This is a genomic window from Plantactinospora sp. WMMB334 (assembly GCF_049179095.1).
In the GTDB taxonomy this organism is placed as follows: domain Bacteria; phylum Actinomycetota; class Actinomycetes; order Mycobacteriales; family Micromonosporaceae; genus Plantactinospora.
The window spans coordinates 4412933-4436373 of the sequence record NZ_JBMHME010000002.1; the positions used below are offsets into that span (position 1 = coordinate 4412933).

At 71.8% G+C, this 23441-nt stretch carries 24 protein-coding genes; 9 read left to right on the forward strand and 15 right to left on the reverse strand.

What is annotated here, in order from left to right:
- The first annotated feature begins 63 nt into the window (after positions 1-63).
- The 6 genes from ACN27G_RS18905 (at position 64) to pgl (ending at position 6515) form a co-directional block, all read left to right on the forward strand.
- Positions 64-252, forward strand: coding sequence for a hypothetical protein (locus tag ACN27G_RS18905; RefSeq protein ID WP_421494116.1), 189 nt, complete (start codon positions 64-66; stop codon positions 250-252).
- Positions 249-1436, forward strand: a complete 1188-nt coding sequence (gene tal, locus ACN27G_RS18910) for a transaldolase (protein WP_421494117.1) — start codon at positions 249-251, stop codon at positions 1434-1436. The genes ACN27G_RS18905 and tal overlap by 4 nt, the downstream gene beginning before the upstream one ends.
- Entirely contained in the window at positions 1433-3118 is a 1686-nt protein-coding gene (locus ACN27G_RS18915) for a glucose-6-phosphate isomerase (RefSeq protein ID WP_421494118.1), read from the forward strand. Before tal ends, ACN27G_RS18915 begins: the two co-directional genes overlap by 4 nt.
- 49 nt (positions 3119-3167) lie before the next feature.
- Positions 3168-4682 carry a glucose-6-phosphate dehydrogenase gene (gene zwf / locus ACN27G_RS18920; protein ID WP_421494119.1) on the forward strand — a complete coding sequence of 505 codons (1515 nt, stop codon included), beginning with the start codon at positions 3168-3170 and terminating at the stop codon, positions 4680-4682.
- A 94-nt stretch (positions 4683-4776) separates the two neighbouring features.
- Positions 4777-5760, forward strand: coding sequence for a glucose-6-phosphate dehydrogenase assembly protein OpcA (locus ACN27G_RS18925; protein ID WP_421494120.1), 984 nt, complete (start codon positions 4777-4779; stop codon positions 5758-5760).
- Positions 5757-6515, forward strand: coding sequence for a 6-phosphogluconolactonase (gene pgl, locus ACN27G_RS18930; protein ID WP_421494121.1), 759 nt, complete (start codon positions 5757-5759; stop codon positions 6513-6515). Before ACN27G_RS18925 ends, pgl begins: the two co-directional genes overlap by 4 nt.
- Positions 6516-6563: 48 nt before the next feature.
- On the opposite strand, the gene ACN27G_RS18935 is transcribed toward pgl, so the two are convergent.
- The 8 genes from ACN27G_RS18935 to rapZ all read right to left on the reverse strand — a co-directional run bounded on the left by ACN27G_RS18935 (position 6564) and on the right by rapZ (position 13619).
- Entirely contained in the window at positions 6564-6914 is a 351-nt protein-coding gene (locus ACN27G_RS18935) for an RNA polymerase-binding protein RbpA (protein ID WP_421494122.1), read from the reverse strand.
- A gap of 119 nt (positions 6915-7033) precedes the next feature.
- Positions 7034-7288, reverse strand: a complete 255-nt coding sequence (secG, locus tag ACN27G_RS18940; protein WP_421494123.1) for a preprotein translocase subunit SecG — start codon at positions 7286-7288, stop codon at positions 7034-7036.
- Positions 7289-7340: 52 nt separating this feature from the next.
- A complete protein-coding gene (gene tpiA, locus ACN27G_RS18945; RefSeq protein ID WP_421497382.1) occupies positions 7341-8105 on the reverse strand; it encodes a triose-phosphate isomerase in 765 nt (254 codons plus the stop codon).
- A 32-nt stretch (positions 8106-8137) separates the two neighbouring features.
- On the reverse strand, positions 8138-9337 hold the full coding sequence (locus tag ACN27G_RS18950) for a phosphoglycerate kinase (protein WP_421494124.1): 1200 nt from the start codon (positions 9335-9337) through the stop codon (positions 8138-8140).
- Positions 9334-10338, reverse strand: a complete 1005-nt coding sequence (gap, locus tag ACN27G_RS18955; RefSeq protein WP_421494125.1) for a type I glyceraldehyde-3-phosphate dehydrogenase — start codon at positions 10336-10338, stop codon at positions 9334-9336. Before gap ends, ACN27G_RS18950 begins: the two co-directional genes overlap by 4 nt.
- A 265-nt stretch (positions 10339-10603) precedes the next feature.
- Positions 10604-11584 (reverse strand): DNA-binding protein WhiA, encoded by a 981-nt coding sequence (gene whiA / locus ACN27G_RS18960; protein ID WP_421494126.1) that lies wholly within the window; start codon positions 11582-11584, stop codon positions 10604-10606.
- 95 nt (positions 11585-11679) lie between these two features.
- Entirely contained in the window at positions 11680-12645 is a 966-nt protein-coding gene (locus ACN27G_RS18965; protein WP_421494127.1) for a gluconeogenesis factor YvcK family protein, read from the reverse strand.
- Positions 12642-13619 (reverse strand): RNase adapter RapZ, encoded by a 978-nt coding sequence (rapZ, locus tag ACN27G_RS18970; protein WP_421494128.1) that lies wholly within the window; start codon positions 13617-13619, stop codon positions 12642-12644. Before rapZ ends, ACN27G_RS18965 begins: the two co-directional genes overlap by 4 nt.
- A gap of 190 nt (positions 13620-13809) precedes the next feature.
- Between rapZ and ACN27G_RS18975 the strand changes: the two genes are divergently transcribed.
- Together ACN27G_RS18975 and ACN27G_RS18980 are read left to right on the forward strand one after the other, a co-directional pair.
- Positions 13810-14400, forward strand: coding sequence for a winged helix-turn-helix domain-containing protein (locus tag ACN27G_RS18975; RefSeq protein WP_421494129.1), 591 nt, complete (start codon positions 13810-13812; stop codon positions 14398-14400).
- A 31-nt stretch (positions 14401-14431) separates the two neighbouring features.
- Positions 14432-15727 carry an MFS transporter gene (locus tag ACN27G_RS18980; protein ID WP_421494130.1) on the forward strand — a complete coding sequence of 432 codons (1296 nt, stop codon included), beginning with the start codon at positions 14432-14434 and terminating at the stop codon, positions 15725-15727.
- Between the two features lie 15 nt (positions 15728-15742).
- Here ACN27G_RS18980 and ACN27G_RS18985 read toward each other — a convergent pair whose 3' ends face one another.
- Positions 15743-16357, reverse strand: a complete 615-nt coding sequence (locus ACN27G_RS18985) for a TetR/AcrR family transcriptional regulator (RefSeq protein WP_421494131.1) — start codon at positions 16355-16357, stop codon at positions 15743-15745.
- 135 nt (positions 16358-16492) lie between these two features.
- Between ACN27G_RS18985 and ACN27G_RS18990 the strand changes: the two genes are divergently transcribed.
- Entirely contained in the window at positions 16493-17119 is a 627-nt protein-coding gene (locus tag ACN27G_RS18990) for an LUD domain-containing protein (protein WP_421494132.1), read from the forward strand.
- A 110-nt stretch (positions 17120-17229) separates the two neighbouring features.
- Here the strand turns inward: ACN27G_RS18990 and ACN27G_RS18995 are convergent, their stop codons facing one another.
- From ACN27G_RS18995 to ACN27G_RS19020, 6 genes are all read right to left on the reverse strand, one after another.
- Positions 17230-17889, reverse strand: coding sequence for a hypothetical protein (locus ACN27G_RS18995; RefSeq protein ID WP_421494133.1), 660 nt, complete (start codon positions 17887-17889; stop codon positions 17230-17232).
- A 548-nt stretch (positions 17890-18437) separates the two neighbouring features.
- Positions 18438-19349, reverse strand: a complete 912-nt coding sequence (locus tag ACN27G_RS19000; RefSeq protein ID WP_421494134.1) for a hypothetical protein — start codon at positions 19347-19349, stop codon at positions 18438-18440.
- A 101-nt stretch (positions 19350-19450) separates the two neighbouring features.
- Positions 19451-20260 (reverse strand): hypothetical protein, encoded by an 810-nt coding sequence (locus ACN27G_RS19005; protein WP_421494135.1) that lies wholly within the window; start codon positions 20258-20260, stop codon positions 19451-19453.
- A gap of 49 nt (positions 20261-20309) precedes the next feature.
- Complete coding sequence (locus ACN27G_RS19010) at positions 20310-20453, reverse strand: hypothetical protein (RefSeq protein ID WP_421494136.1); 144 nt, start codon at positions 20451-20453, stop codon at positions 20310-20312.
- Positions 20454-20778: 325 nt separating this feature from the next.
- Complete coding sequence (uvrC, locus tag ACN27G_RS19015; protein ID WP_421494137.1) at positions 20779-22716, reverse strand: excinuclease ABC subunit UvrC; 1938 nt, start codon at positions 22714-22716, stop codon at positions 20779-20781.
- Positions 22717-22861: 145 nt separating this feature from the next.
- Entirely contained in the window at positions 22862-23350 is a 489-nt protein-coding gene (locus ACN27G_RS19020) for a Rieske (2Fe-2S) protein (RefSeq protein WP_421494138.1), read from the reverse strand.
- Positions 23351-23441: the final 91 nt, after the last annotated feature.

The window sequence follows — 23441 nt, forward strand, 5'->3', positions numbered from 1 at the left end:
CGAGGATCCAGACACCACCGGGGGATCCGGTGAACGTTTATGGACGCCGCACTAGGGTCATCAGTGAGGGTTCCGCCCATCCACGCCGAGGAGCACACGATCGTGGCCGACAGTCGACGCGAGCAGACCGCGCTGACCTGGTCCGATCTCGACCGGCGCGCCGACGGCACCGGCGAGTCGGCCGGCCCGGCGATCCAGGTGGGCGAGATCACCGGCGGACCACCGGCAACCAAGGGAGCGTTGCAGTCATGACGGACCGATTGGGCGAGTTGACCGCCGCAGGCGTGGCGGTCTGGCTCGACGACCTTTCCCGGGTACGGCTGAGTTCGGGCAACCTGGACCAGTTGCGCAGGGAGAAGCACCTCGTCGGGGTGACCACCAACCCGACCATCTTCGCCAAGGCGCTCAGCGACGCCGACGAATACAACTGGCAGCTACGGGACCTGGCCGTGCGCGGGGTCGACGTCGACGAGGCGGTACGCGCGCTCACCACGTACGACGTGCGGTGGGCCTGTGACGTGATGCGTCCGGCGTACGACGGCAGTGCCGGGGTGGACGGCCGGGTCTCGATCGAGGTGGACCCCCGGCTGGCGTACCGGAGCGAGCCGACGCTGGCCGAGGCGAAGGCGCTGTGGTGGCTGGTCGACCGGCCGAACCTCTTCATCAAGATCCCGGCGACCGAGGCGGGGCTGCCGGCCATCACCGCGACCCTGGCCGAGGGGATCAGCGTGAACGTCACCCTGATCTTCGGGCTGGACCGCTACTCGGCGGTGATGGAGGCGTTCCTGGCCGGCCTGGAGCAGGCGAAGGCGAACGGGCACGACCTGTCGACGATCGCCTCGGTCGCCTCCTTCTTCGTCTCCCGGGTCGACACCGAGGTCGACAAGCGGCTGGACAAGCTCGGCGCGGGCGGCCGGCCGGACCTGGCGGCGCTGAAGGGCAGGGCCGCGGTCGCCAACGCGCAACTGGCGTACGAGCGCTACTCCGAGGTCTTCTCCTCCGACCGGTGGCAGGCGCTCGCCGACGCCGGTGCCCACCCGCAGCGCCCGCTCTGGGCCTCCACCTCCACCAAGAACCCCGAATACCGCGACGTCATCTACGTCGAGGAGCTGATCGCGCCCGGCACCGTCAACACGATGCCGGAGCCGGTGATCGACGCCTACGCCGACCACGGCGAGACGCGGCCCGACACGGTCACCGGCGCCTACGCCGAGGCCCGCGAGGTCCTCGACGGGCTGACCGCCGCCGGCATCGACTTCGACGACGTCATCGCCACCCTGGAGCGGGAGGGCGTGGAGAAGTTCGAGGCCAGCTGGCTGGAGCTGCTGGACGGGGTACGCAAGTCGCTGGAGTCGGCCGCGGAGGGCTCCGGAAAGCCGAACCGGGCCGCCGAGGAGAACGCCGAGGCCGCCGGCCGGGCCGGAGGCAACGCATGAGCGACCGCAACCCCGAGGACCTGCTGGAGGGCGGCTGCGAGGCGGCGGCCGGGCTCGCCGTCCACGGTGCGGAGGCGGTCGACGCCACCGCACCGGCCTCGGCCCGGGCCGCGCTGCTGGCCGAGGACGTGCCGGCCCGGCTGGTCGCCAAGGACGCCACGCTCTGGGGTCCGGAGGCGCAGGACGAGGCGGCGATCCGGCTCGGCTGGGTGGACACCTTCCGGCGCAGCCGGGAGCTCCTCCCCCAGCTCGCCGAGCTCAGGGCCGAACTGGCCGACCTCGACCACGTGGTACTGGCCGGAATGGGTGGCTCCTCCCTGGCCCCCGAGGTGATCACCCGTACCCTCGGGAAGTCCCTGACCGTGCTCGACACCACGGATCCGGGGCAGGTCCGGTCGGCGATCGCCGACCGGCTGGACCGGACCGTGGTGGTGGTCTCCAGCAAGTCCGGCTCGACGGTGGAGACCGACAGCCACCGCCGGGCCTACTGGCAGGCGTTCCTCGACGCCGGGCTCAGCGAGGCCGAGGCCGGCCGGCGCTTCGTCATCGTCACCGACCCCGGCTCGCCGCTGGCGGAGACCGCCGCCGAGATGGGTGCCTTCGTGGTGTTGGCCGACCCGGACGTCGGTGGGCGCTACTCCGCGCTGACCGCGTTCGGGCTGGTGCCGTCGGCGCTGGCCGGCGTCGAGGTGGTCGAGCTGCTCGACCAGGCCGAGGAGCTGCTCGGCGCGCTCGGCGGCCCGCGGGACAACCCGGGGCTGGCGCTCGGCGCCGCGCTCGGCGCCGCCGCCACCACCGGCCGGGACAAGGTCGCGCTGGTCCCGGACGGCACCGGCATCGACGGTCTCGGCGACTGGGCCGAGCAGTTGATCGCCGAGTCCACCGGCAAGAACGGCATCGGCATCCTGCCGGTGGTGGTCGAGGACCCGGGCAGCCCGGGTGCGACCGGGCCGGACGTGCTGACCGTCACCTACGGCGGCGGGCTCGCCGCCGGTGCCGTGCCGGGCAACGGCGTCCGGCCCGACCTGGCGGTCAACGGCCCGCTCGGCGCGCAGTTCCTCGCTTGGGAGTACGCCACCGCGGTCGCCGGGGTGGTGCTCGGGATCGACCCGTTCAACCAGCCGAACGTGACCGAGTCCAAGGAGAACACCAACCGGCTGCTCGGCTCCGGGCTGCCGATCGAGTCGCCGACCTTCGTCGACGCCGGTGTCGAGGGGTACTGGTTCCCGGGCGGGCCGCAACAGGGCGACCCGCTCCCCGGCGATCTGGCCGGTGCGCTGCGGCTGCTGCTGGACGGGCTCGGCGGGGACGGCTACCTCGCCGTCATGGCCTACCTGGACCGGTTCGCCGACGCCAAGACCGCGCAGGTGCGCCCCGGTCTCGCCGCCGCCTCCGGCCGGCCGGTCACCTTCGGCTGGGGGCCCCGGTTCCTGCACTCGACCGGGCAGTACCACAAGGGCGGGCCGCAGCTCGGCTCGTACCTGCAGATCACCGGGGACGTGGCCGAGGACCTGCCGGTGCCCGGCAGGGCGTACTCCTTCGGGCAGTTGCAGGCGGCGCAGGCCGCGGGCGACCGCGAGGCCCTCGCCCAGCGCGGCCGGCCGGTGCTCCGGCTGCACCTGACCGACCGGGCCGCCGGAATTCCACACCTGCTCGACGCGGTACGGGGACTGCGGAGTTGACCACCACCGGGCATGCTGACAGTGACCGACTGAGCGAGGAGGGGGAGCCGTGAATCCGCTGCGCGACCCGCAGGACCGGCGGTTACCGCGGATCCCGGAGCCGTGCGCACTGGTGATCTTCGGCGTCACCGGGGACCTGGCCCGCAAGAAACTGCTGCCCGCCGTCTACGACCTGGCCAACCGAGGGCTGCTGCCCCCGGGTTTCGTGGTGCTCGGGTTCGCCCGTCGCGACTGGGGCGACGGCGACTTCGAGTCGATGGCCCGGGACGCGGCACAGGCACACGCCCGGACGCCCTGGCGGGAAGAGGTCTGGGGCCGGCTGGCCGGCAACATCAAGTTCGTCGGCGGCGCCTTCGACGACGACGCCGCCTTCGACAAGCTGGCCACCTGCCTGGACGAGCTGCGGGAGAGCCACGGCATCGGCGGCAACGCCGCGTTCTACTTCTCCATCCCGCCGGCCGCGTTTCCGACCGTGCTCAAGCAGCTCGCCCGGACCGGCATGGCCGACAACGACAAGTGCGGCGGCTGGCGGCGGGTGGTGGTGGAGAAGCCGTTCGGCCACGACCTGCCCTCGGCGAAGGCGCTCAACGACCTGGTCGACGACGTCTTCACCCGGGACGACGTCTTCCGGATCGACCACTACCTGGGCAAGGAGACCGTTCAGAACATCCTCGCCCTGCGCTTCGCCAACAGCCTCTTCGAGCCGCTCTGGAACTCCAAGTACGTCGACTCGGTGCAGATCACGATGGCCGAGGACGTCGGGATCGGCACCCGGGCCGGCTTCTACGACGCCACCGGCACCGCCCGGGACGTGCTCCAGAACCACCTGCTGCAACTGCTCGCCCTGGTGGCGATGGAGGAGCCGACCAGCTTCGACGCCAGCGAGATCCGGGCCGAGAAGCTGAAGGTGCTCCGCGCGATCACCCTGCCGAAGGACGTGCAGAGCGGCACGGTACGCGGGCAGTACCTGCCGGGCTGGGTGGCCGGCAAGCGTGCGGTCGGCTACCTCGACGAGGAGGGCGTGCCGGCCGACTCCACCACCGAGACCTACGTGGCGGTCCGGCTCGGCATCCAGAACCGGCGCTGGGCCGGGGTGCCGTTCTACATCCGGGCCGGCAAGCGGTTGCCGCGCCGGGTGACCGAGGTCGCCATCATGTTCAAGAAGGCGCCGCACCTGCCGTTCAACCCCGCCGACATGGAGATGCTCGGCAACAACCAGCTCGTCATCCGGGTCCAGCCGGACGAGGGCGTGGTGCTGAAGTTCGGCTCCAAGGTTCCGGGCACCACCATGGAGGTCCGGGACATCGCGATGGATTTCCAGTACGGCGAGGCCTTCACCGAGTCCAGCCCCGAGGCGTACGAGCGGCTGGTGCTCGACGTGCTGATCGGTGACCGGACGCTCTTCCCGGACGCCGCCGAGGTGGAGCAGAGCTGGCAGGTGATCGATCCGCTGGAGGATTCCTGGGAGGGCGTCCGGCCGGAGCCGTACCGGGCCGGCGAGTGGGGTCCACGGGCCGCGGACAAGCTGCTGGCCCGCGAGGGCCGGGCGTGGCGGCGGGCGTGACTCCCGGAGCACCGACAACGACAGCACCCCGGAGCACCACAACAACGACAGCACCCCGGAGCATCGCAACAACGACAGCAACCAGGAGGCACCGTTGATCGGCTTGTGGGACACCACCGGTAACGAGGTGGTGAAGGCCCTGGCCGCCGAGCGGCGCAGTGCGGGCGGCGTGGCCAGCGGGATGGCGCTGACGCTGATCGTCGTGGTGGACGAGGCCCGGGTCCGGGAGGCCGAGGCGGCGGTGACGATCGCCTCGGCCGCACACCCGTGCCGGATGGTGGTGGTGGTCCGCTCCGACATCGAGCGCGACCGCAACCGGCTCGACGCCGAGATCGTCGTCGGTGGCCGGCTCGGCCCCGGCGAGGCGGTGGTGACCCGGATGTACGGCCGGCTCGCCCTGCACGCCGAGTCGGTGGTGATGCCGCTGCTCGTACCCGACGTGCCGGTGGTGACCTGGTGGCACGGCGAGCCGCCGACCGAGATCGCCAACGACTTTCTCGGCGTGGTGGCTGACCGGCGGATCACCGACTGCGCGCAGGCGCCCGATCCGGTGGAGGCGCTGCGGCAGCGGGCCCGGGACTACGCGCCCGGCGACACCGACCTTGCCTGGACCCGGATCACCCCGTGGCGCACCCTGGTCGCCGGGGCGTTCGACACCACCGAGGGCAGCCAGGTCACCTCGGCGACGGTGGTGGCACCGCACACCGATCCGACCGCGGCGCTGATGATCGGCTGGCTCAGGTCCCGGCTGGGTCTGCACCCGCACTGGGAGCACACCAGTGAGTTTCCCCGGATGCGCGCGGTCGAGCTGAGCTGCGCCAACGGTGAGCAGGTCGTGCTGACCCGGGACGACAACCGGGCGACGTTCCGGCGTACCGGGCAGGCCGACCGGCAGCTTCCGCTGGTCCGCCGCCCGCTCGGTGACGAGCTCGCCGAGGAGCTGCGCAGGCTCGACCCCGACCAGATCTACGCCGAGGCGCTCGGCGCCGCCGCCGGGGTCGCCGGTCTGCAGGCCCGGCCGGCGCAGCGGGTGCACGTCTGGAAGGACCCGACGAAGCAGCCTCAGGGCGTCGCGTGACCGGGACCGCGGTGGTGGTGCACGCCGACCCGGAGCTGCTGGCGCAGGCGGTCGCGGCCCGACTGCTGGTCCGGCTGATCGACGCCCAGGCGGAGCGGGGGGAGGCAGGTGTCGTGCTGACCGGGGGCCGGATCGCCGCCGCCGTCTACCGGGCGGTCCGGGAGCTGCCGGCCCGGGACGCGGTCGACTGGTCCCGGGTCGACGTCTGGTGGGGCGACGAGCGCTTCCTCCCCGCCGGAGACCCGGACCGGAACGAGACCCAGGCCCGGGAGGCACTGCTCGACGCGCTGCCGCTGGCCCCGGAGCGGGTGCACCCGATGCCCGCCTCCGACGGCCCGGACGGCCCCGACCCCGAGGCGGCGGCGGCGCGCTACGCGGCCACCCTCGCCGCGGCGGCCGGGGCGGGCACGCCCACGCTGCCCTGTTTCGACGTGCTGATGCTCGGGGTGGGCGAGGACGGTCATGTCGCCTCGCTCTTTCCCGGGCATCCGGCCGGCGGCGAGAGCCGCCCGGTGAGCGCGGTCCGGGGCAGCCCCAAGCCGCCACCGGTGCGGATCACCCTGACCCGGCCGGCGATCAACCTCGCCGAGGAGGTCTGGCTGATCGCCAGCGGCACCGACAAGGCGCGAGCGGTCGGCATGGCGCTGCACGGCGCCGGGCCGGAGCAGGTGCCGGCGGCGGGTGTCGCGGGGGTGCGACGGACCCGGTGGCTGTTGGACCGGGCGGCGGCCGCCGAGGTGAAGCCGAGCTTCTAGGCCGGCTCAGGTGACGCCGGATTTCCAGGTGGGCGCGCCGCGGCGGCTCTAGATCGACTCGCCGCGGCGGCGGGCCCGGAGGGCGGCCAGCGCCTCGGCGAGCAGCGCCTCGCCGTCCGCCTCGCTGCGCCGCTCCTTCACGTACGCCAGATGCGACTTGTACGGCTCGGTCCGCGCCCGCCCCGGCGGGTTGTGCGCGTCCTGCCCGGCCGGCTGGCCGCAGTGCGGGCAGTCCCAGGTCTCCGGAATCTCGGCCTCGGCGGCCAGCAGGATCTTCAGCATGTGTCCCTTGCCGCACCAGTAGGTGACCGGGCGGCGGGGGGCGGGTTCGCATCGTTCGGTCGGGCGGGCCGGACCGGCACCGACCCGACTGCCACGGATGGCGCTGCCACTTGGCACGGCTCTTCGCTCCGTTCGTCAGAGGGGGGTCCCATCAGGGCATGACAAACTGCGCGCGGCCCACGTTAGCGGACCGCGCGCGGTTTGTACGCCCTGGTTCGTGGTGCACCCGAGGTTTGTCAGGTGGTCTCGGCGAGCCGCAGCCAGAGACCCAGCCCGACGATGCAGGCGAACCAGACAAGACCCACCAGAACGGTGTATCGGTCGAGGTTCTTCTCGGCCACCGAGGAGCCGGCCAGGCTGGAGCTGACCCCTCCGCCGAACATGCTGGACATGCCGCCGCCCTTGCCCCGGTGCAGCAGGATCAACAGGACGAGCAGCACGCTCGTGATCACCAGCAACACGATCAACGTGTATGCGAACCAGATCGGCATGGCAGGGGTCAGTCCTCTCAGCTACGCGGGGCCCGTCAAGGATAGCGACCTGTCAACGGGTGATGTGCTCCGGGAACCGGCAGATCTGCGCGAACTCCTCGGCGTCCAGGCTCGCCCCGCCGACCAGTGCGCCGTCGACGTCCGGTTGCGCCATGATCGCCGCGATGTTGGCCGCCTTCACCGAGCCGCCGTAGAGGATCCGGATCCCGTCGGCGGTCTCCTGGCCGTGCCGCTCGGCGAGGCGCTGCCGGATCGCCCCACAGACCTCCTGGGCGTTCTCCGGGGTCGCGGTCTTGCCGGTGCCGATCGCCCAGACCGGCTCGTACGCGACGACCACCTTCGCCACCTGCTCGGCGCTCAGCCCGGCCAGTGAGCCGTCGAGCTGGTCGCGGACGTACGCCACCTGGCCCTCCTGCTCGCGGATGTCCAGCCCTTCGCCGACGCAGAGGATCGGGGTCAGCTCGTTTGCCAGCGCCGCCTTGACCTTGGCGTTGACCAGCGCGTCGTCCTCGTGGTGGTAGGTCCGCCGCTCGGAGTGGCCGACCACCACGTAGCCGCAGCCCAGCGCGGTCAGCAGCGGGCCGGAGATGTCCCCGGTGTACGCCCCGCCCTGGTGCGGCGAGAGGTCCTGCGCGCCGTACCCGATCATCAGCTTGTCGCCGTCGACCGCCGTCTGCACGGTGCGCAGGTCGGTGTAGGGCGGCAGCACCACCGTCTCGACCTCGGTCAACTGCTTCTCGTTGAGGCTCGCGGCGAGCTTCTGGATCAGCAGGTTGGCGTCCCGGTGGTTGAGGTTCATCTTCCAGTTGCCGGCCATCAGCGGGCGGCGGGCGGGTGCGGGGGTGGCCACTACTGCTCCAGAGCGACGATGCCGGGGAGGGCCTTACCCTCCAGGTATTCCAGCGAGGCGCCCCCGCCGGTGGAGATGTGCCCGAACGACGACTCGTCCAGACCGAGCGCGCGGACCGCCGCGGCGGAGTCGCCGCCGCCGACCACGGTGAAGCCCTTCACCGTGGTGATCGACTCGGCGATCCCCCGGGTACCGGCGGCGAACGGGGCCAGCTCGAAGACGCCCATCGGGCCGTTCCAGAAGACCGTACGGGCGGTGCCGATCGCCTCGGCGAACTCGGAGACCGTCCGGGGGCCGATGTCCAGGCCGAGCCGGTCGGCCGGGATCGCGGTCACCGGCACCGTGTCGTACGCCGCCTCGGCGCTGAACTCGGTCGCCGCCACCACGTCCACCGGCAGTACGATCCGCCCCTCGCCCCGGGCCAGCAGGTCCCGGCAGGTGTCGAGCATCTCCTCCTCGAGCAGCGACTTCCCCACCTCGTGCCCCTGGGCGCGCAGGAAGGTGAAGCACATGCCGCCACCGATCAGCAGCTTGTCGACGGTCGGGAGCAGCGCCTCGATCACGGCGAGCTTGTCGGAGACCTTGGAGCCGCCGAGCACCACCACGTAGGGGCGGTCCGGCTCGTGCCGCAGCCGGGCCAGCACCTCCACCTCGCGCAGCACCAGCCGGCCGGCGACGTGCGGCAGCCGGGCCGGCACGTCGTGCACGCTGGCGTGCCTGCGGTGCACGGCGCCGAACGCGTCGTCGACGTACGCCTCCGCGAACGCGGCGAGCTGGTCGGCGAAGGCACCCCGCTCGGTCTCGTCCTTGCTGGTCTCGCCGGCGTTGAAGCGCAGGTTCTCCAGCAGTGCGACCTGCCCCGCGCCGAGTTGCTCGACCGCCTTGCGGGCCGACTCGCCGACCGTGTCGGTGGCGAAGGCCACCTCGGCGCCGAGCAGCTCACCGAGGCGGTCGGCGACCGGGGCGAGGCTGTATTTCGGGTCGGGCGCGCCCTTGGGGCGGCCCAGGTGCGAGCAGACCACCACGGCGGCCCCGGCGTCCCGCAGCGCGGTAAGCGTCGGCAGCACGGCCCGGATCCGGCCATCGTCCGTGATCTGCCCGGTCTCCTTGTCGAGGGGCACGTTCAGGTCGGCGCGCACCAGCACGCGCCGACCCGAGACCCCCTCGGCGAGCAGATCGTCGAGGTTGCGGATGCTCACAGCCCGGCACCGACCAGCTTGACCAGGTCGACGAGGCGGTTCGAGTAGCCCCACTCGTTGTCGTACCAGCCGACGACCTTGACCTGGTCGCCGATCACCTTGGTCAGGCCGGAGTCGAAGATGCAGGAGGCCGGGTCGGTGACGATGTCGCTGGAGACGATCTCGTCCTCGGTGTAGGTGAGGATGCCCTTCAGCGGGCCCTCGGCGGCGGCCTTCATCGCGGCGTTGACCTCCTCGACCGAGGTCTCCCGGCCGGCGGTGATCGTCAGGTCGGTGGCCGAGCCGGTCGGGATCGGCACCCGCAGCGCGAAGCCGTCGAGCTTGCCCTTGAGGTCGGGCAGGACCAGCCCGATCGCCTTGGCGGCACCGGTCGAGGTCGGCACGATGTTCAGCGCGGCGGCCCGGGCGCGGCGGAGGTCCTTGTGCGGGCCATCCTGGAGGTTCTGGTCCTGGGTGTACGCGTGGATGGTCGTCATCAGGCCGCGCTCGATCCCGAACGTGTCCTGCAGCACCTTGGCCATCGGCGCGAGGCAGTTGGTGGTGCAGGAGGCGTTGGAGATGATGCTGTGCTTGGCCGGGTCGTAGGACTGGTGGTTGACCCCCATCACGACCGTGACGTCCTCGTTCTTGGCCGGCGCCGAGATGATGACCTTCTTGGCGCCGCCGTCGATGTGTGCCTTCGCCTTGGTGGCGTCGGTGAAGAAGCCTGTCGACTCGATCACCACGTCGGCGCCGAGGTCGCCCCAGGGCAGCTTGCCCGGGTCCTTCTCGGCGAAGACCTTGATGCTGTGCCCACCGACGCTGATCTCGTCGGCGCTGGCCTTGACCTCCTGCGGCAGCCGGCCGAGGATGCTGTCGTACTTGACCAGGTGCGCCAGCGTGGCGTTGTCGGTCAGGTCGTTCGCGCCGACCACCTCGACGTCGGCGCCCGACGCGAGCACCGCGCGGAAGAAGTTGCGGCCGATCCGGCCGAATCCGTTGATGCCAACCCGGATGGTCACTGGGTCCATCTCCTCGTGTTCTGGTTCGCCGCCGACTGACCGTGCGGCGGCGAGGATGGGTGCGCCGACCGTTGGAGCCGGCCGCTGGATGTCACCCCGGCCGTCTCACCGCGAACCATGGGCGGTCAGCACGGCGGAGAAGGCCGGTCCCGGCCCCGTCGCCGTACGCTGCGACCTTATCCGAGCGCGCCGCCCCGCGTTGCGTCGGGGCACAATCCGGCCAATCGACTTCACCGGCGGGTGTGTGACGCCGCCCCGGCCCGGATCAGACCGCCAGCATGTCCGGGGTGACCGCCGCCTCGGTGTCCGGGATGCCCAGGTCACGGGCGCGCTTGTCGGCCAGCGCCAGCAGCCGGCGGATCCGGCCGGCGATGGCGTCCTTGGTCAGCGGCGGGTCGGCCAGCGCGCCCAGCTCCTCAAGGGACGCCTGCCGGTGCTCCAGCCGCAGCCGGCCGGCCGAGGTGAGGTGGTTGGGGGCGTCCTCGGCGAGGATCTCCAGGGCCCGGGTCACCCGGGCGGCGGCGGCGACCGCGGCCCGGGCGGAGCGGCGCAGGTTGGCGTCGTCGAAGTTGGCCAGCCGGTTGGCGGTGGCGCGCACCTCGCGGCGTACCCGGCGCTCCTCCCAGGAGAGCACGCTGGAGTGGGCACCGATCCGGGTGAGCAGTGCCGCGATCGCGTCGCCGTCCTTGACCACCACCCGGTCCACACCGCGCACCTCGCGGTATTTGGCGGTGATGCCGATCCGGCGGGCCGCGCCGACCAGGGCGAGTGCGGTCTCCGGGCCGGGGCAGGTGATTTCCAGCGCGCTGGAGCGGCCTGGCTCGGTCAGCGAGCCGTGCGCCATGAAGGCGCCCCGCCAGGCCGACACCGCGCAGCAGACGTTCGCCGAGACCACGTGCGGAGGCAGTCCGCGTACGGGCCGGCCACGCACGTCGAGCAGGCCGGTCTGCCGGGCCAGCGCCTCGCCGTCCTTGACCACCCGGACGATGTAGTGGCTGCCCTTGCGCAGCCCGCCGGAGGCGAGGACGTGGATCTCGCTCGAATATCCGTAGACCTCGGCGATCTCCCGGCGGAGCCGGCGGGCCACCGCGCCGGTGTCGAGCTCGGCCTCGACCACCACCCGGCCGGAGACGATGTGCAGTCCGCCCGCGAAGCGCAGCAGGGCGGCCATCTCCGCCCGCCGGCAGCAGGGCTTGGGCACGTCCACCCGGCTCAGCTCGTCCTTGACCGCAGCCGTCATCGCCATCTTGTCGTCACCTCGGAGGCCGGTCCCGGCGCGTGCCGGTGATTGCTGGGTGCTTCGTCGTCGTTCGTGGATACTCAACGGTGATTCGTAGGTGCTTAACGATCGGCGCCCAGGAGAGGCACCAGTGCGGCGCCGAGCGCTGCCGGATCGTGCTGGGGACCACCGTCCGGCACGGCCACCGGGGCGAGCACCAGCCGCGCACCCAGCGATTCTGCCGCACGGTGCACCGGTTCGGGGTCACCCACCGCCTTTCCGTCCGCCAGCACCATGTCCACGGTGAGGCCGGGCAGATACCAGCCGAGTGCCGCCAGGTGGTCGGCGAGGGAGAGGCCGAGCGTCTCCGCCTCGTTGGCGAGGTTGAGCGTGACCAGCCGGCGGGCCGGGCTGGCGACGATCGCGGCGGCCAGCTCCGGCACCAGCAGATGCGGGATCACGCTTGTGTACCAGCTCCCCGGTCCGAAGATCAGCCAGTCGGCCTCGCCCACCGCCGCCACCGCCTGCGGGCAGGCTGCCGGGTCCTCCGGGGTGAGCCGGACCAGCTCGACACGGCCGTCGGTGACCGCCACCGCGTGCTGGCCGCGCACGGTCTGCACCGCACTGGGCCGGCGCGGGTCGGCGCCGCGTACCCGGGCCTCGATGCCTACCGACTGGCAGGCCATCGGCAGCACCCGGCCGATCGCGCCGAGCATCGCGCCGGCGTGGTCGAGCGCGGCCACCGGGTCGCCGAGCAGCTCCATCAGCCCGCAGAGCACCAGGTTGCCGACGGCGTGCCCGGCCAGCGGGTCCGGCCGGGGGCCGCCACCGGCGAAGCGGTGCTGGAACAGCTCCGCGCTGCGCCGGGTGCCGGGTTCGTCGGCGGCCAGCGCGGCGAGCGCCTGCCGCAGGTCACCGGGGGGCAGGGCACCGCGCTCCAGCCGCAGCCGTCCGCTCGATCCACCGTCGTCGCCGACCGTCACCACCGCGGTGATTTCCAGGTCCAGCTCCGGCGCGCAGCGGCGCAGCGCGCGCAGCGACGCCGCCAGGCCGTGCCCGCCGCCGAACGCGACGACCCGGCGCCTCACTCGCGCCCCAGGTCGCGGTGGTGCGCGGTGGCGGCCAGCCGGGCCTGGCGCAGCCGGGCGGCGAGCTCCTCGGAGATCGCCACGCTGCGGTGTTTGCCGCCGGTGCAGCCCACCGCCACGGTCAGGTAGCGCTTGCCCTCCCGTTCGAAGCCGGGCGCCGTGGCGTTGATCAAGCGGGCGTACGTCTCGACGAAGGTCACCGCGCCGCGCTGGCCGAGCACGTACCGGCTGACGTCCTCGTCCCGACCGGTGTGCTCACGCAGCTCCGGCACCCAGTAGGGGTTGGGCAGGAAGCGGGCGTCGAGCACGAAGTCGGCGTCGGGCGGGAGGCCGTACTTGAAGCCGAAGGAGAGCACGGTGACCCGGAGCCGGCGGGCGTCCTCGCCGCCGAAAAGCTCCTCCACCCGGCTGCGGAGCTGGTTCACGTTCAGGTGCGAGGTGTCGATGATCACGTCGGCCTGGTCGCGGGCCTCCTCCAGCAGCCCACGCTCGACGGCGATGCCGTCGGCGAGCCGGCCGTCGCCCTGCAGCGGATGCGAGCGCCGGACGCTCTCGAAGCGGCGGATCAGCACCTCGTCGTCGGCGTCCACGAAGACCACCCGGGGCTGGAAGCCACGCTCCTTGAGCGCCCGGATCGCCCCGGCGAGGTCGGTGGAGAAGGCCCGGCTGCGCACGTCGAGCACCATCGCGGTCTTCCGGGCCGCCCCGCCGGCCTTGAAGGCCAGCTCGGCCATGTCGAGCATGAGCGCCTGGGGCAGGTTGTCCACCACGTAGAAGCCGACGTTCTCCAGGGCCCGGGCGACGGTGCTGCGCCCACCGCCGGAAACGCCGGTGACCACCACCAGGGTGGTGTCCGACCGGGTCGGTTCCGGCCCGGCCGGGACCTGCTCCGGGGCTGCCCCGTCCGGTGACGGTTGCGCCTCGTGGTCCCGCTCCGTCGGCGACCCGTCCGTCGCCACCCGCGTCTCGCTCATGTTTCCACCCCCCAGCCGCACCGCCTGCCGGATCGACGGTACGCGCCCGCGGGCGTGTACCCGAGGGTCGACCACCCGGCGAGGTTTGGAGACGTAATCTACCCGGCCGTCGGAATCTCCCGAGCCACCGGCCCGGCCCGGTCGCCGGAGACAGTTGCTAAAGAAATCTTTCTAGAGATAGCTTTAGGGTATGTCGTCCAGGCCCGAGGTCCGACTGACCGACGCCCGAGCCCTCCGGGGCTATGCGCACCCCCTCCGGCTGGCCCTGGTCGGGCTGCTGCGCCGGGAGGGTCCACTGACCGCCACCCAGGCCGCCGAGCGGCTCGACGAGAGCGTGCCGAGCTGCTCCTACCACCTGCGACAGCTCGCCAGGTACGGCCTGGCCGAGCGGGTCGAGGGTGCCGACGCCCGGGAGCGGCCATGGCGGGCGACCGCCCAGGTCACCTCCTGGGACGACCTATCCGACGACCCGGATGCCCGGGTGGCGGCCAACGAGCTCAACGCGATCATCCTGGACCACTACGTCGCACGGGCCCGGACCCACCTGGCGCGCCGGGCGGACGAGCCGGCGCAGTGGCGGGCCGTGCTCGGCTTCGGCGACGCCCTGGTGCACGTGACCGCCGCCGAGCTGGCCGAGCTCTCCCAGCGGATCGAGGCGCTGCTCGCCGAGTACGACGAGCGGCTGACCGACCCGGCGACCCGACCGGAGGGCTCGCGGCCGGTCGGCGTCATCCAGCTGCTGGTCCCCACCGATCCGCCACCACCGTCGGCCGCACGATGACCGGCGGCCCGCCGCGACCCGAGGCGACGCGATGACCGGCACACTGCCCCGGCCGGCGGCCGGGCGCACCCGGCGCTGGCTGCCCGAGCTGCTCCGTCAGGCACCGTTCCGGCGGTACTGGTCGGCGCAGACCGTGTCGCTCCTCGGCGACCAGATCTCCGCGATCGCCCTGCCCCTGTTGGCGGTGCTCGGCACCGGAGCCGGTCCGGCCGAGATGGGCTACCTGACCGCCGCCGCGCTGATCCCGAACCTGCTCTTCTCGCTGCTCCTCGGCGCCTGGGTCGACCGCTACCCGCACAAGCGGCGGGTGATGGTCCTCGCCGACCTCGGCCGGGCGGTGCTGCTGGCGGCCGTGCCGGTGGCGTACCTCGTCGGGGTGCTCTCCCTCGGGCAGCTCTACCTGGTCGCCTTCCTGACCGGCACCCTGGCCGTGCTCTTCGAGGTCGCGCACGGCGCGCTCTTCGTCTCGCTGGTGCCCCGGCGGGACTACGTCGACGCGAACGCGCTGACCAACGGCAGCCGGGCGATGTCGTACGTCGCCGGGCCGAGCGCGGGCGGGCTGCTGGTGCAGACCCTCAGCGCGCCGGTCGCGCTGCTCGCCGACGCGCTGTCGTACCTGGTCTCCGCGCTCTTCCTGGCCCGGGTCCGGCCGGTGCCGGCGCCGGAGCCGCCCCCGGCCGACGGCGGCGGGCTCGGCATCGGCCAGGGCCTCCGGTTCGTCGCCCGCTCCCGGATCCTCCGGGCGGTGCTGCTCGGCACCACCACGCTCAACCTCTTCAACTACATGTTCGCCGCGCTCTTCGTGCTCTACGTCAGCACGGAGCTGGGGCTCTCCCCCGGGCTGCTGGGCCTGGTGATCGGTGTCGGCTCGGTCGGTGCGCTGCTCGGCGCGGCGGTCACCGGCCGACTCGTCCGGCGGTTCGGCATCGGCCGGACCGCGCTGGTCGGCTTCGTGCTCTTCCCGGCCCCGCTGGTGCTGGTGCCGCTGGCCGGCGGGCCGACCCCGGTGGTCGTGGGCGCGCTCGTCGTCGCGGAGTTCCTCTCCGGGCTCGGCGTGATGGTGCTGGACATCACCGTCGGTTCGCTCCAGGTCGCGGTCACCCCGGAGCGGCTGCTGGCCCGGGTCACCGGCGCCAAGCGGACCGTCAACTACGGCATCCGGCCGATCGGCGCCGTCCTCGGCGGCAGCCTCGGCGCGGCGATCGGGGTGCGGCCCACGCTCTGGATCGCCACCGTCGGTGCGGTCGCCGGGCTGCTCTGGCTGCTGCCCACCCCGATCCCGGGGATGCGTGAGCTGCCCGAACCCGACACCTCCGCGGCCGCCTGACCGGCGGCGACACCCCTACGGTTGCCCGGGCCGGGGCCGGCAGACGCGCTGCACGAGGTCCCGCCACCCCTCCGTGAGCTGCCGTTCCGCGTGCCGGACCTCGGCCGCCGAGACGTAGAGCAGCAGGGGCCCGTCGAGAGCCGCGGTGAGCTGGATGGCGAGCAGGTCGAGATCGGCCGGGCCGAGGTCGATCCGGCCCAGGAGCATCCGGATGTGGGTCTGGGACATCGGGGTCTGCGCCCCGGCGGGGATGGGCTGGCGGCTGTCGAGCGCCGCGCGGGCGATCTCGTGGTACTCCAGCATGAATCGGATCCGCGCCCGGCCGTACGCGATCAGGCGGTCGAGCGGGGCGGCGCCCGGACCCAGCGGCGGCGGCCCGGCGAGCACCTCCGCCTGGAAGGCGCGTTCGCCGTCGTCCAGCAGTGCCTGGAAGACGCCGGCCCGGGTGCCGAACCGGCGGAACACCGTGCCCTTGCCGAGCCCGGAGCGCTCGGCCAGGGAGTCCATGGTCAGCCGGTCGGCACCCTCGGCGAGCATCTCGCGGGCGGTGGCGAGCAGATGCTGCCGGTTGCGCGCCGCGTCGGCACGTTCCGGGCGTGGTGTGCCCCACGACACGTCGACCCTTCGCACCGCCTCACCCTACCGACGGAAATATAAGCGGGGTAAAGTCCGCTTATGCCTGTCGGAGTTCGACTCCGCAGGCGCGATCCGGCGTCGCGGACCGCCATCCGTCACGCACAACCCAGAGCAACCAGGAGAGTCCCCGTGACCACGACCGATCCTTCGAAGCGCTTCACCACCCTGCCCGACGACGCGACGCTCTCCGCGACGGTTGTCGCACTGGAGGAGCACGGGTTCAGCGTCGAGGTCGTCGACGACCTCGACGCCGCCCGCAAGGCCGTGCTGGCCCGCATCCCGTACGGCTCGTCGGTGATGACGAACACGTCGATGACGCTTACCGACACGGGCATCGAGGACGCCGTCAACGGCGACGGGCCGTACGAGTCGGCCCGCCGGAAGATGCTCGAGCTGGACTTCCAGACCCAGGCGCAGGAGATGAAGGTGATCTCCGGCCAGAGCGACTACGCCCTGGGCAGCGTGCACGCCATCACCCGGGACGGGACGCTGGTGATCGCGTCGGCCTCCGGCAGCCAGCTCGCCGCGTACGCCTGGGGCGCGGCCAACGTGATCTTCGTGGCCGGCGCACAGAAGCTCGTCCCCACCCTGGAGACCGCCCGCGAACGGGTCTACCAGCACAGCCTGAAACTCGAGGACGTCCGGGCGCAGGCCGTCTACGGGCAGCACAGCAGCGTCGGAAAGATCCTGGAGATCCACCAGGAGCTGCCCGGACGCATCCACGTCGTGCTGATCCGGCAGGTGGTCGGCTACTGAGCTGAGCCGGCACGTCGTCGGCTACCGAGCCGGCCGGAACCGGATACGAGAAAGGCCGCGGCGGTGACATCGTCGTCACCGCCGCGGCCGGCGTTCCCGCGTCGATCCGGTCAGCTGCGGGCCCAGGCGTCCGCGACGAGGTCGGCGGCCTGGTTCTCCCACTTGGCGTACGCGTCGGGGTAGGCGGAGACCTGCACCTTCTGCGCGGCCACGGTCAGCGGCAGCTCATGCCAGCCGTCGACCTGCCGCAGACCCTTCAGGAACGCGGTCGTGGCGTACTCGGGGTCGGTGATCTGCTCCACCGTGCCCCAACCCGACGACGGCCGCTGCTGGAACAGGCCCTGCGAGTCGTGGTCGTTGCGGGCACCGAGGTGGCCCAGGTTCTCCAGCTTCGACTCCTGCAGCGACGTGCCGACCGCGATCACGGCGGCCCGCTCGTCCAGACCGGCCTTCCTGGTGGCCTTCACGATCTCCTTGACGTTGTCGGCCTGCTCGTCGGAGATGTCGATCCGCGACTGGGCACCCTGCACACCGTGCGGGACGAGCTTGTCCCGGGACGGCTTGCCCTTGCCGTCCTGATGGTCGCGGTCGGCCATCACCGAGTACGACGCCGGGGTGCCGACGTGCTCGGCGGTGGTCTGCGCGGCGATGGCCGGGGCGGCCACGGCGCCGGTCACGAACGCCAGGCCGGCCACGCCCAGTCCGGTCCTACGGATGATCGGAGTCTGCTCGATGGCCGGGAGCCATCGGCTGAACAGCTTCGTGTTCATGATGGTCTGCCTTCCATTCGGGGATGAACACCCCACGGGGGACGCGAGGTGTCAATGGATGTCCCGAGGCCGTGGTGGCCTCCAGGGACGAAGATCCGCCCGGCTTACACGGTGAGGTGCTCGCGTGCTCGTGCTCGGGCGAACGCTATATGTAACGACCGCCGCCCCCGGATCATTCCCGGAGGGCTGCCTAAGCTAGCTGGTCAATGGCGGTCCCACTCGGTCGCACACTGTTGTAACGACCGATGGGGGGTCACCATTCCGGCTGGGTACAGTTGAGCATGAACCGAAGCGGATATCCGGCCCATATCACCCAGCGAGGCCACTTCCGGGGTGCCGGTAGGGATCCGCAGCCGCCCATCCAGCCACGCGGCGGTCGAGCTGGCGCCGTGCGCGCGGGCCAGATTCCGACCGTCGACCTCGCCGACCCTGATCGCCCGTCGTGGGTCGTACGGCAGCCGCCAAGGCCACACTGCCCTGGCTGATGGCACCGCGCCATGGTTCGCGCCATAGTCGTCCCCGCGCCCGGACACGAGCGACGTCTGCGCTCAGCGGCTGAGCCGCGCTAGCTCGGCAACGCCATCCGGGCCGAGGTGCGGAAGATACTCCTCTGGCGAGTCGAGGCACGAGCTGAACTCGGCCGCCGTAATGACCTCCAGCAACCGGTCCCGCAGGTCGTCCGGATCGGGGCGCAACGCCGCGCAGAGCCGGAGGTGGGCCGCGCGGACGGCGGCACCGATCTCCTCCGCTTCGTCGTCATAGCCGGCACGTGCGTCGGAGAGCTCAAAGGCCAGGCCGTCCCAGACCTCGGCGGCGTGCTCGGCCACGGCGAGGGCTCCGTCGGTGGCCGAGCGCTGAACGAGAAGTTCCAGCTCGTCCACGATCCATTGACCGGCCTTCACAACATCGTGCAGATCCCACTCGCCCACCATCGCGTCGTTCGCGAAGTTGTCGATGGCGCGTCGGACGTTGGCCAACTCCTCGTCGGTCGGTGCTCCCAGCCGTCCGGCGTAGGTCAGCAGTCGGGCCGCCAGGCGGCGGTCCTCCGCCGCGTGCTCGGCAACCAGCATGGCCAGCCGCCTGGCCGGTAAGGTGGCCGCGATCTCGGCCAGTCGGCGCACCTCGGGGTCGCTGCCGATCTGTGACGGCGGGGTGGCTGCCGACAGCCACACGAAGTCGTCCCGGAGGGCACCGAGGGTCAGCGCCACGGCGTGCACACAGAGCTCGTCGGGGTCGGTCTGGTCAGCACCGCAGTCGCACTCGGTGGTGAACTTGCCGCCGACCACTCCCACCCACACCTCGATCCCGGGTTCGCTGCCCCGGTCGAGCAGGCAGCACGCCCCACCGCCGAACGGCGTGATCTCCCCCAGTTGGCCCGACTCCAGCAACGTCTCCGCCTCCTGGAAGGTCGAGGATGTTGCAGCGTCACGGATCGCATCGATGGTCAGTCGCACAGCCACGCGGTACATCTAACGGGATGCGCCCACCGGCCGACGCCCCGGGGCTCGGGGCGGCACCAGAAGAGATGGGGCGGCACCAGAAGAGATCCTGACAAGACGGCTCAACTTGCCGCGATGCGGCGCAGAGCGGCTCCGTTGACCAACTCCGGGCGGTCCGAGGGAAAAACGATGTAGTGTGCCAGCGCTTGGAGAAGCAGAGCCGGATCGGCGGCAAGCCAGCGACCGCTGATGGTGTCGAAGGGGGACAGCGCCTGCGGGCCAGTTGTAGATCGACCGAGGTAGTTCCGGGTCCTGGTCGCCGGCGAGCCGATCGTGCGGACAAAGATGACCGGCGAGTGAGACCAGAGGGCCGCCACGTCAACGACCGCGTCCCACGGCACGAAATGCGTGAAGGTCAGTCCTCGGTGGTGAAACCCGTCCGGGCCGATGACGACCCGACCAGGCGCGAGCTTGAGGAACACCGTGAGAAACGCAGCCATGAAGAGTGCCAGAACGCCGAAAGCGCCTGCAATGACGTATCCCTGGGTGGTGGCCTGGCCAGCGGCGACGACACCCATGAGGAAGAGCGCCACGGTCGTCATGGCCAGAAAGGCGCCGAGCAGATAGGTGGGCGCCGCTCCGTAGCGGAATACCACACCCTCACGTTCTTGGAGTACGCCGGTGGTGTCGCTGCGATGCCGGCCGCCACGATAGGAGTACAGGCTGAGCGCGGCCAGGTGCCCGACGTAGATTGCGATTGCTCCGAAGATGACGGCGCCGACCGTGTCGCCGTGGCTCAGTTGCAGAACAGCCCCGGCAGCCATTGCTGCAGTCACCAGGCCCAAAAAGAGAGTGCCAAACAGCAACAAGCCCGAGCGGCGCTGTCCAGTCCATTCGGTGGGCCACGTGGATGCGTACGGCAGACTTCCCATCAGAATATGGCGTCCCATGCCTTCTTCGCACCGCTGCCGAGCGCGTCGCCTACCTCACCGACCGCATTGCCAGCGGCGGTCTCCACGACTGGTTGTTGAGGTAGCGCGACTGCGCGGTGCCGCCGGGAGTCTTGAGGTAATGGTCGGCAAGTCGCTTCGAGTCGTCGAACAGCGCGGCCGCCTGCGCCTTCAAGATACTGTGTATGCCAGCAGCGCCAGCTGTCCATCGCGGGTCTGCCGTAGGTCCACATTCAACTGCTGGTCCTCAGCCTGCGCCGGAGCGCATGGCACATAGACGACCGGCGGGACCACCACTTGAGGCGAAGGTGGAGGCAGCGCCTGGGCGGACGGCCAGCTGACTGCGTCAGGCCGTGGCGTCCTCACCATGCACAGCAGTCTATACACGGAGTTCGACCAACTTGCGTCCCGACGCGGAGCCGTCACAGTTCCGAACGTCCCGCGATCTCAGGATTGCAGGAGTTGGTGCGCCAGGGCCGCCACGGCCCCCGACCCGACCGTCAACGACTCTCCGTGGCCTGCGCTGGGTTCAGCGCCGCGACGATCGCCTCCGCCGTGCGCCGGCCGACGCCCGGCACCTCGGCGATCTCGTCCACGGTGGCGGCCGAGAGCCGCTTCACCGAGCCGAAGTGCCGCAGCAGCGCCTTGCGGCGTACCTCGCCGAGGCCGGTGACCTGGTCGAGGCCGGAGACCGTCATCCGCTTCGAGCGCCGCTCCCGGTGGAACGTGATGGCGAACCGGTGCGCCTCGTCCCGCAGCCGTTGCAGCAGGTAGAGCCCCTCGGAGGCGCGGGGCAGGATCACCGGGAACTCGTCGCCGGGCAGCCAGACCTCCTCCAGCCGCTTGGCCAGCCCGCAGAGCGCGATGTCATCGATGCCCAGCTCGGCCAGGACCTGCGCCGCCGCCGCGACCTGCGGTTGCCCGCCGTCCACCACCACCAACTGCGGCGGGTACGCGAACCGGCGCGGCCGACCCGTCGTCGGGTCGATGCCCGGCCGGTCCGGGTCGGCGGCCATCTCGTCGCCGATCTCCCCGGTCTCGCCCCGCGCCTGCAGGTAGCGGGCGAAGCGCCGCCGCAGCACCTCGGAGAGCGCCGAGAGGTCGTCGGTGGCGCCACGCACCACGAAGCGCCGGTATTCGCTCTTGCGGGCCAGGCCGTCCTCGAAGACGACCATGCTGGCCACCACGTCGGTGCCCTGGATCTGCGAGACGTCGTAACACTCGATGCGCAGCGGTGCGCTCCGCAGCCCGAGCGCCTCGGTGAGCTCGTCCAGCGCCTCGCTGCGGGTGGTCAGGTCGCCGGCCCGGCGCAGCTTGTGCCGGGTCAGCACCTCTCCGGCGTTGCGGGCCACCGTCTCCAGCAGGGCCCTCTTGTCGCCGCGCTGCGGCACCCGCAGCGTCACCCGGCTGCCCCGGCGGGCCGACAGCCAGTCGGCCAGCGCCTCCGCGTCGGCCGGCAGCGCCGGCACCAGCAGCTCGCGGGGCACGTCGCCCTCGCCCTCCGCACCGCCGTAGACCTGCGAGCAGAAGTGGTGCACGAGATCGCCGGTGGTCAGCTCCTCGACCTTCTCCACGATCCAGCCGCGCTGGCCGCGCACCCGGCCGTCGCGGACGTGGAAGACCTGGACCGCCGCCTCCAGCGGGTCTTCGGCAAAGGCGACCACGTCGGCGTCGGTGCCGTCGCCGAAGACCACGGTCTGCTTCTCCATCGCCCGGCGCAGGGCCGCGATGTCGTCGCGGAGCCGGGCCGCCAGCTCGAACTCCAGCGCCTCGCTGGCCTGGCGCATCTCGCGTTCGAGCCGGCGGACCATCTGGTCGGTGCGGCCGGCCATGAAGTCGCAGAACTCGTCGACGATCCGGCGGTGCTCCGGCGCCGAGACCCGCCCGACGCAGGGCGCCGAGCACTTGCCGATGTCACCGAGCAGGCACGGCCGGCCGATCTGGGCCTGCCGCCGGAACACCCCGGCCGAGCAGGTCCGCGCCGGGAAGACCCGGAGCAGCAGGTCCAGCGTCTCGCGGATCGCCCAGGCGTGCGAGTACGGCCCGAAGTAGCGCACCCCCCTGCGCTTGGCGCCCCGCATCACCTGGAGCCGGGGGAACTCCTCGTCGAGGGTGACCGCGAGATAGGGGTAGGACTTGTCGTCGCGGTAGCGCACGTTGAACCGGGGGTCGTACTGCTTGATCCAGTTGTATTCGAGCTGGAGCGCCTCGACCTCGGTGCCGACGGTGACCCAGTCCACGCTGCCGGCGGTGGTGACCATCTGCTGGGTGCGCTGGTGCAGGTTCCACAGGTCACCGAAGTAGGAGTTGAGCCGGCTGCGCAGGTTTTTCGCCTTGCCGACATAGATCACCCGGCCACTGGGATCGGCGAAGCGGTAGACCCCGGGCGCCTCGGGGATCGTGCCCGGAGCCGGGCGGTAGGTAGCGGGATCGGGCACGGCGCCAAGCCTAATCCCCGGCTGGGACAACGCCCGGCGCTGCGGCGGCGAACGGCCGGCCGCAGCGCCGGGCGCCCCGGCTCGTGCAGGCCACGACGACCGTCGTCAGGCGGGACGATGCTCGTCGGGGCGGGACGCTGCCTCGTCAGGCCAGGACGATGTTGTCCCCGTCGACCGCGATCTTCTGCTCGGGCAGCGGTTTGGGGGCCGGGCCACCCTTGACCGACCCGTCGGCGACGGAGAACTTGCTGAAGTGGCAGCTGCAGTTGATCGTGCCGCCGTCGACACCGGTCACCGGGCACTGCTGGTGGGTGCAGATGGAGCTGAATGCCTTGAACTCGCCCTCGGTCGGCTGGGTGACCACGACCTGCTGCTCCGCGAAGATCTTGCCGCCGCCGACCGGGATGTCGCTCTTCTTGGCGAGCGCGGCACCGCCGCCACCCTCGGCCGGGGCGCCCGCCGAACCGCTGGGAGCCGGCGCGCCGCCGGCCGACGGGCTGCTTCCGGTGCCGTCGAGGGCGTCGTCGTCGCCGGTGCCGCAGGCGGCCAGGACCACGGATACGCCAACCGCGCCCGCACCCGCCAACAGCGCCCGGCGGGTCTGCGTACCCGGCCCGGTCAGTTCGTCACTCATTCCTCGCCTTCCTGTTCGGCGCCGCGCCCCTCGTCGTCCGCGGCCACGCCGGAGAACACGGATAAACCCACCAACCGGTTCAATCCGCCGG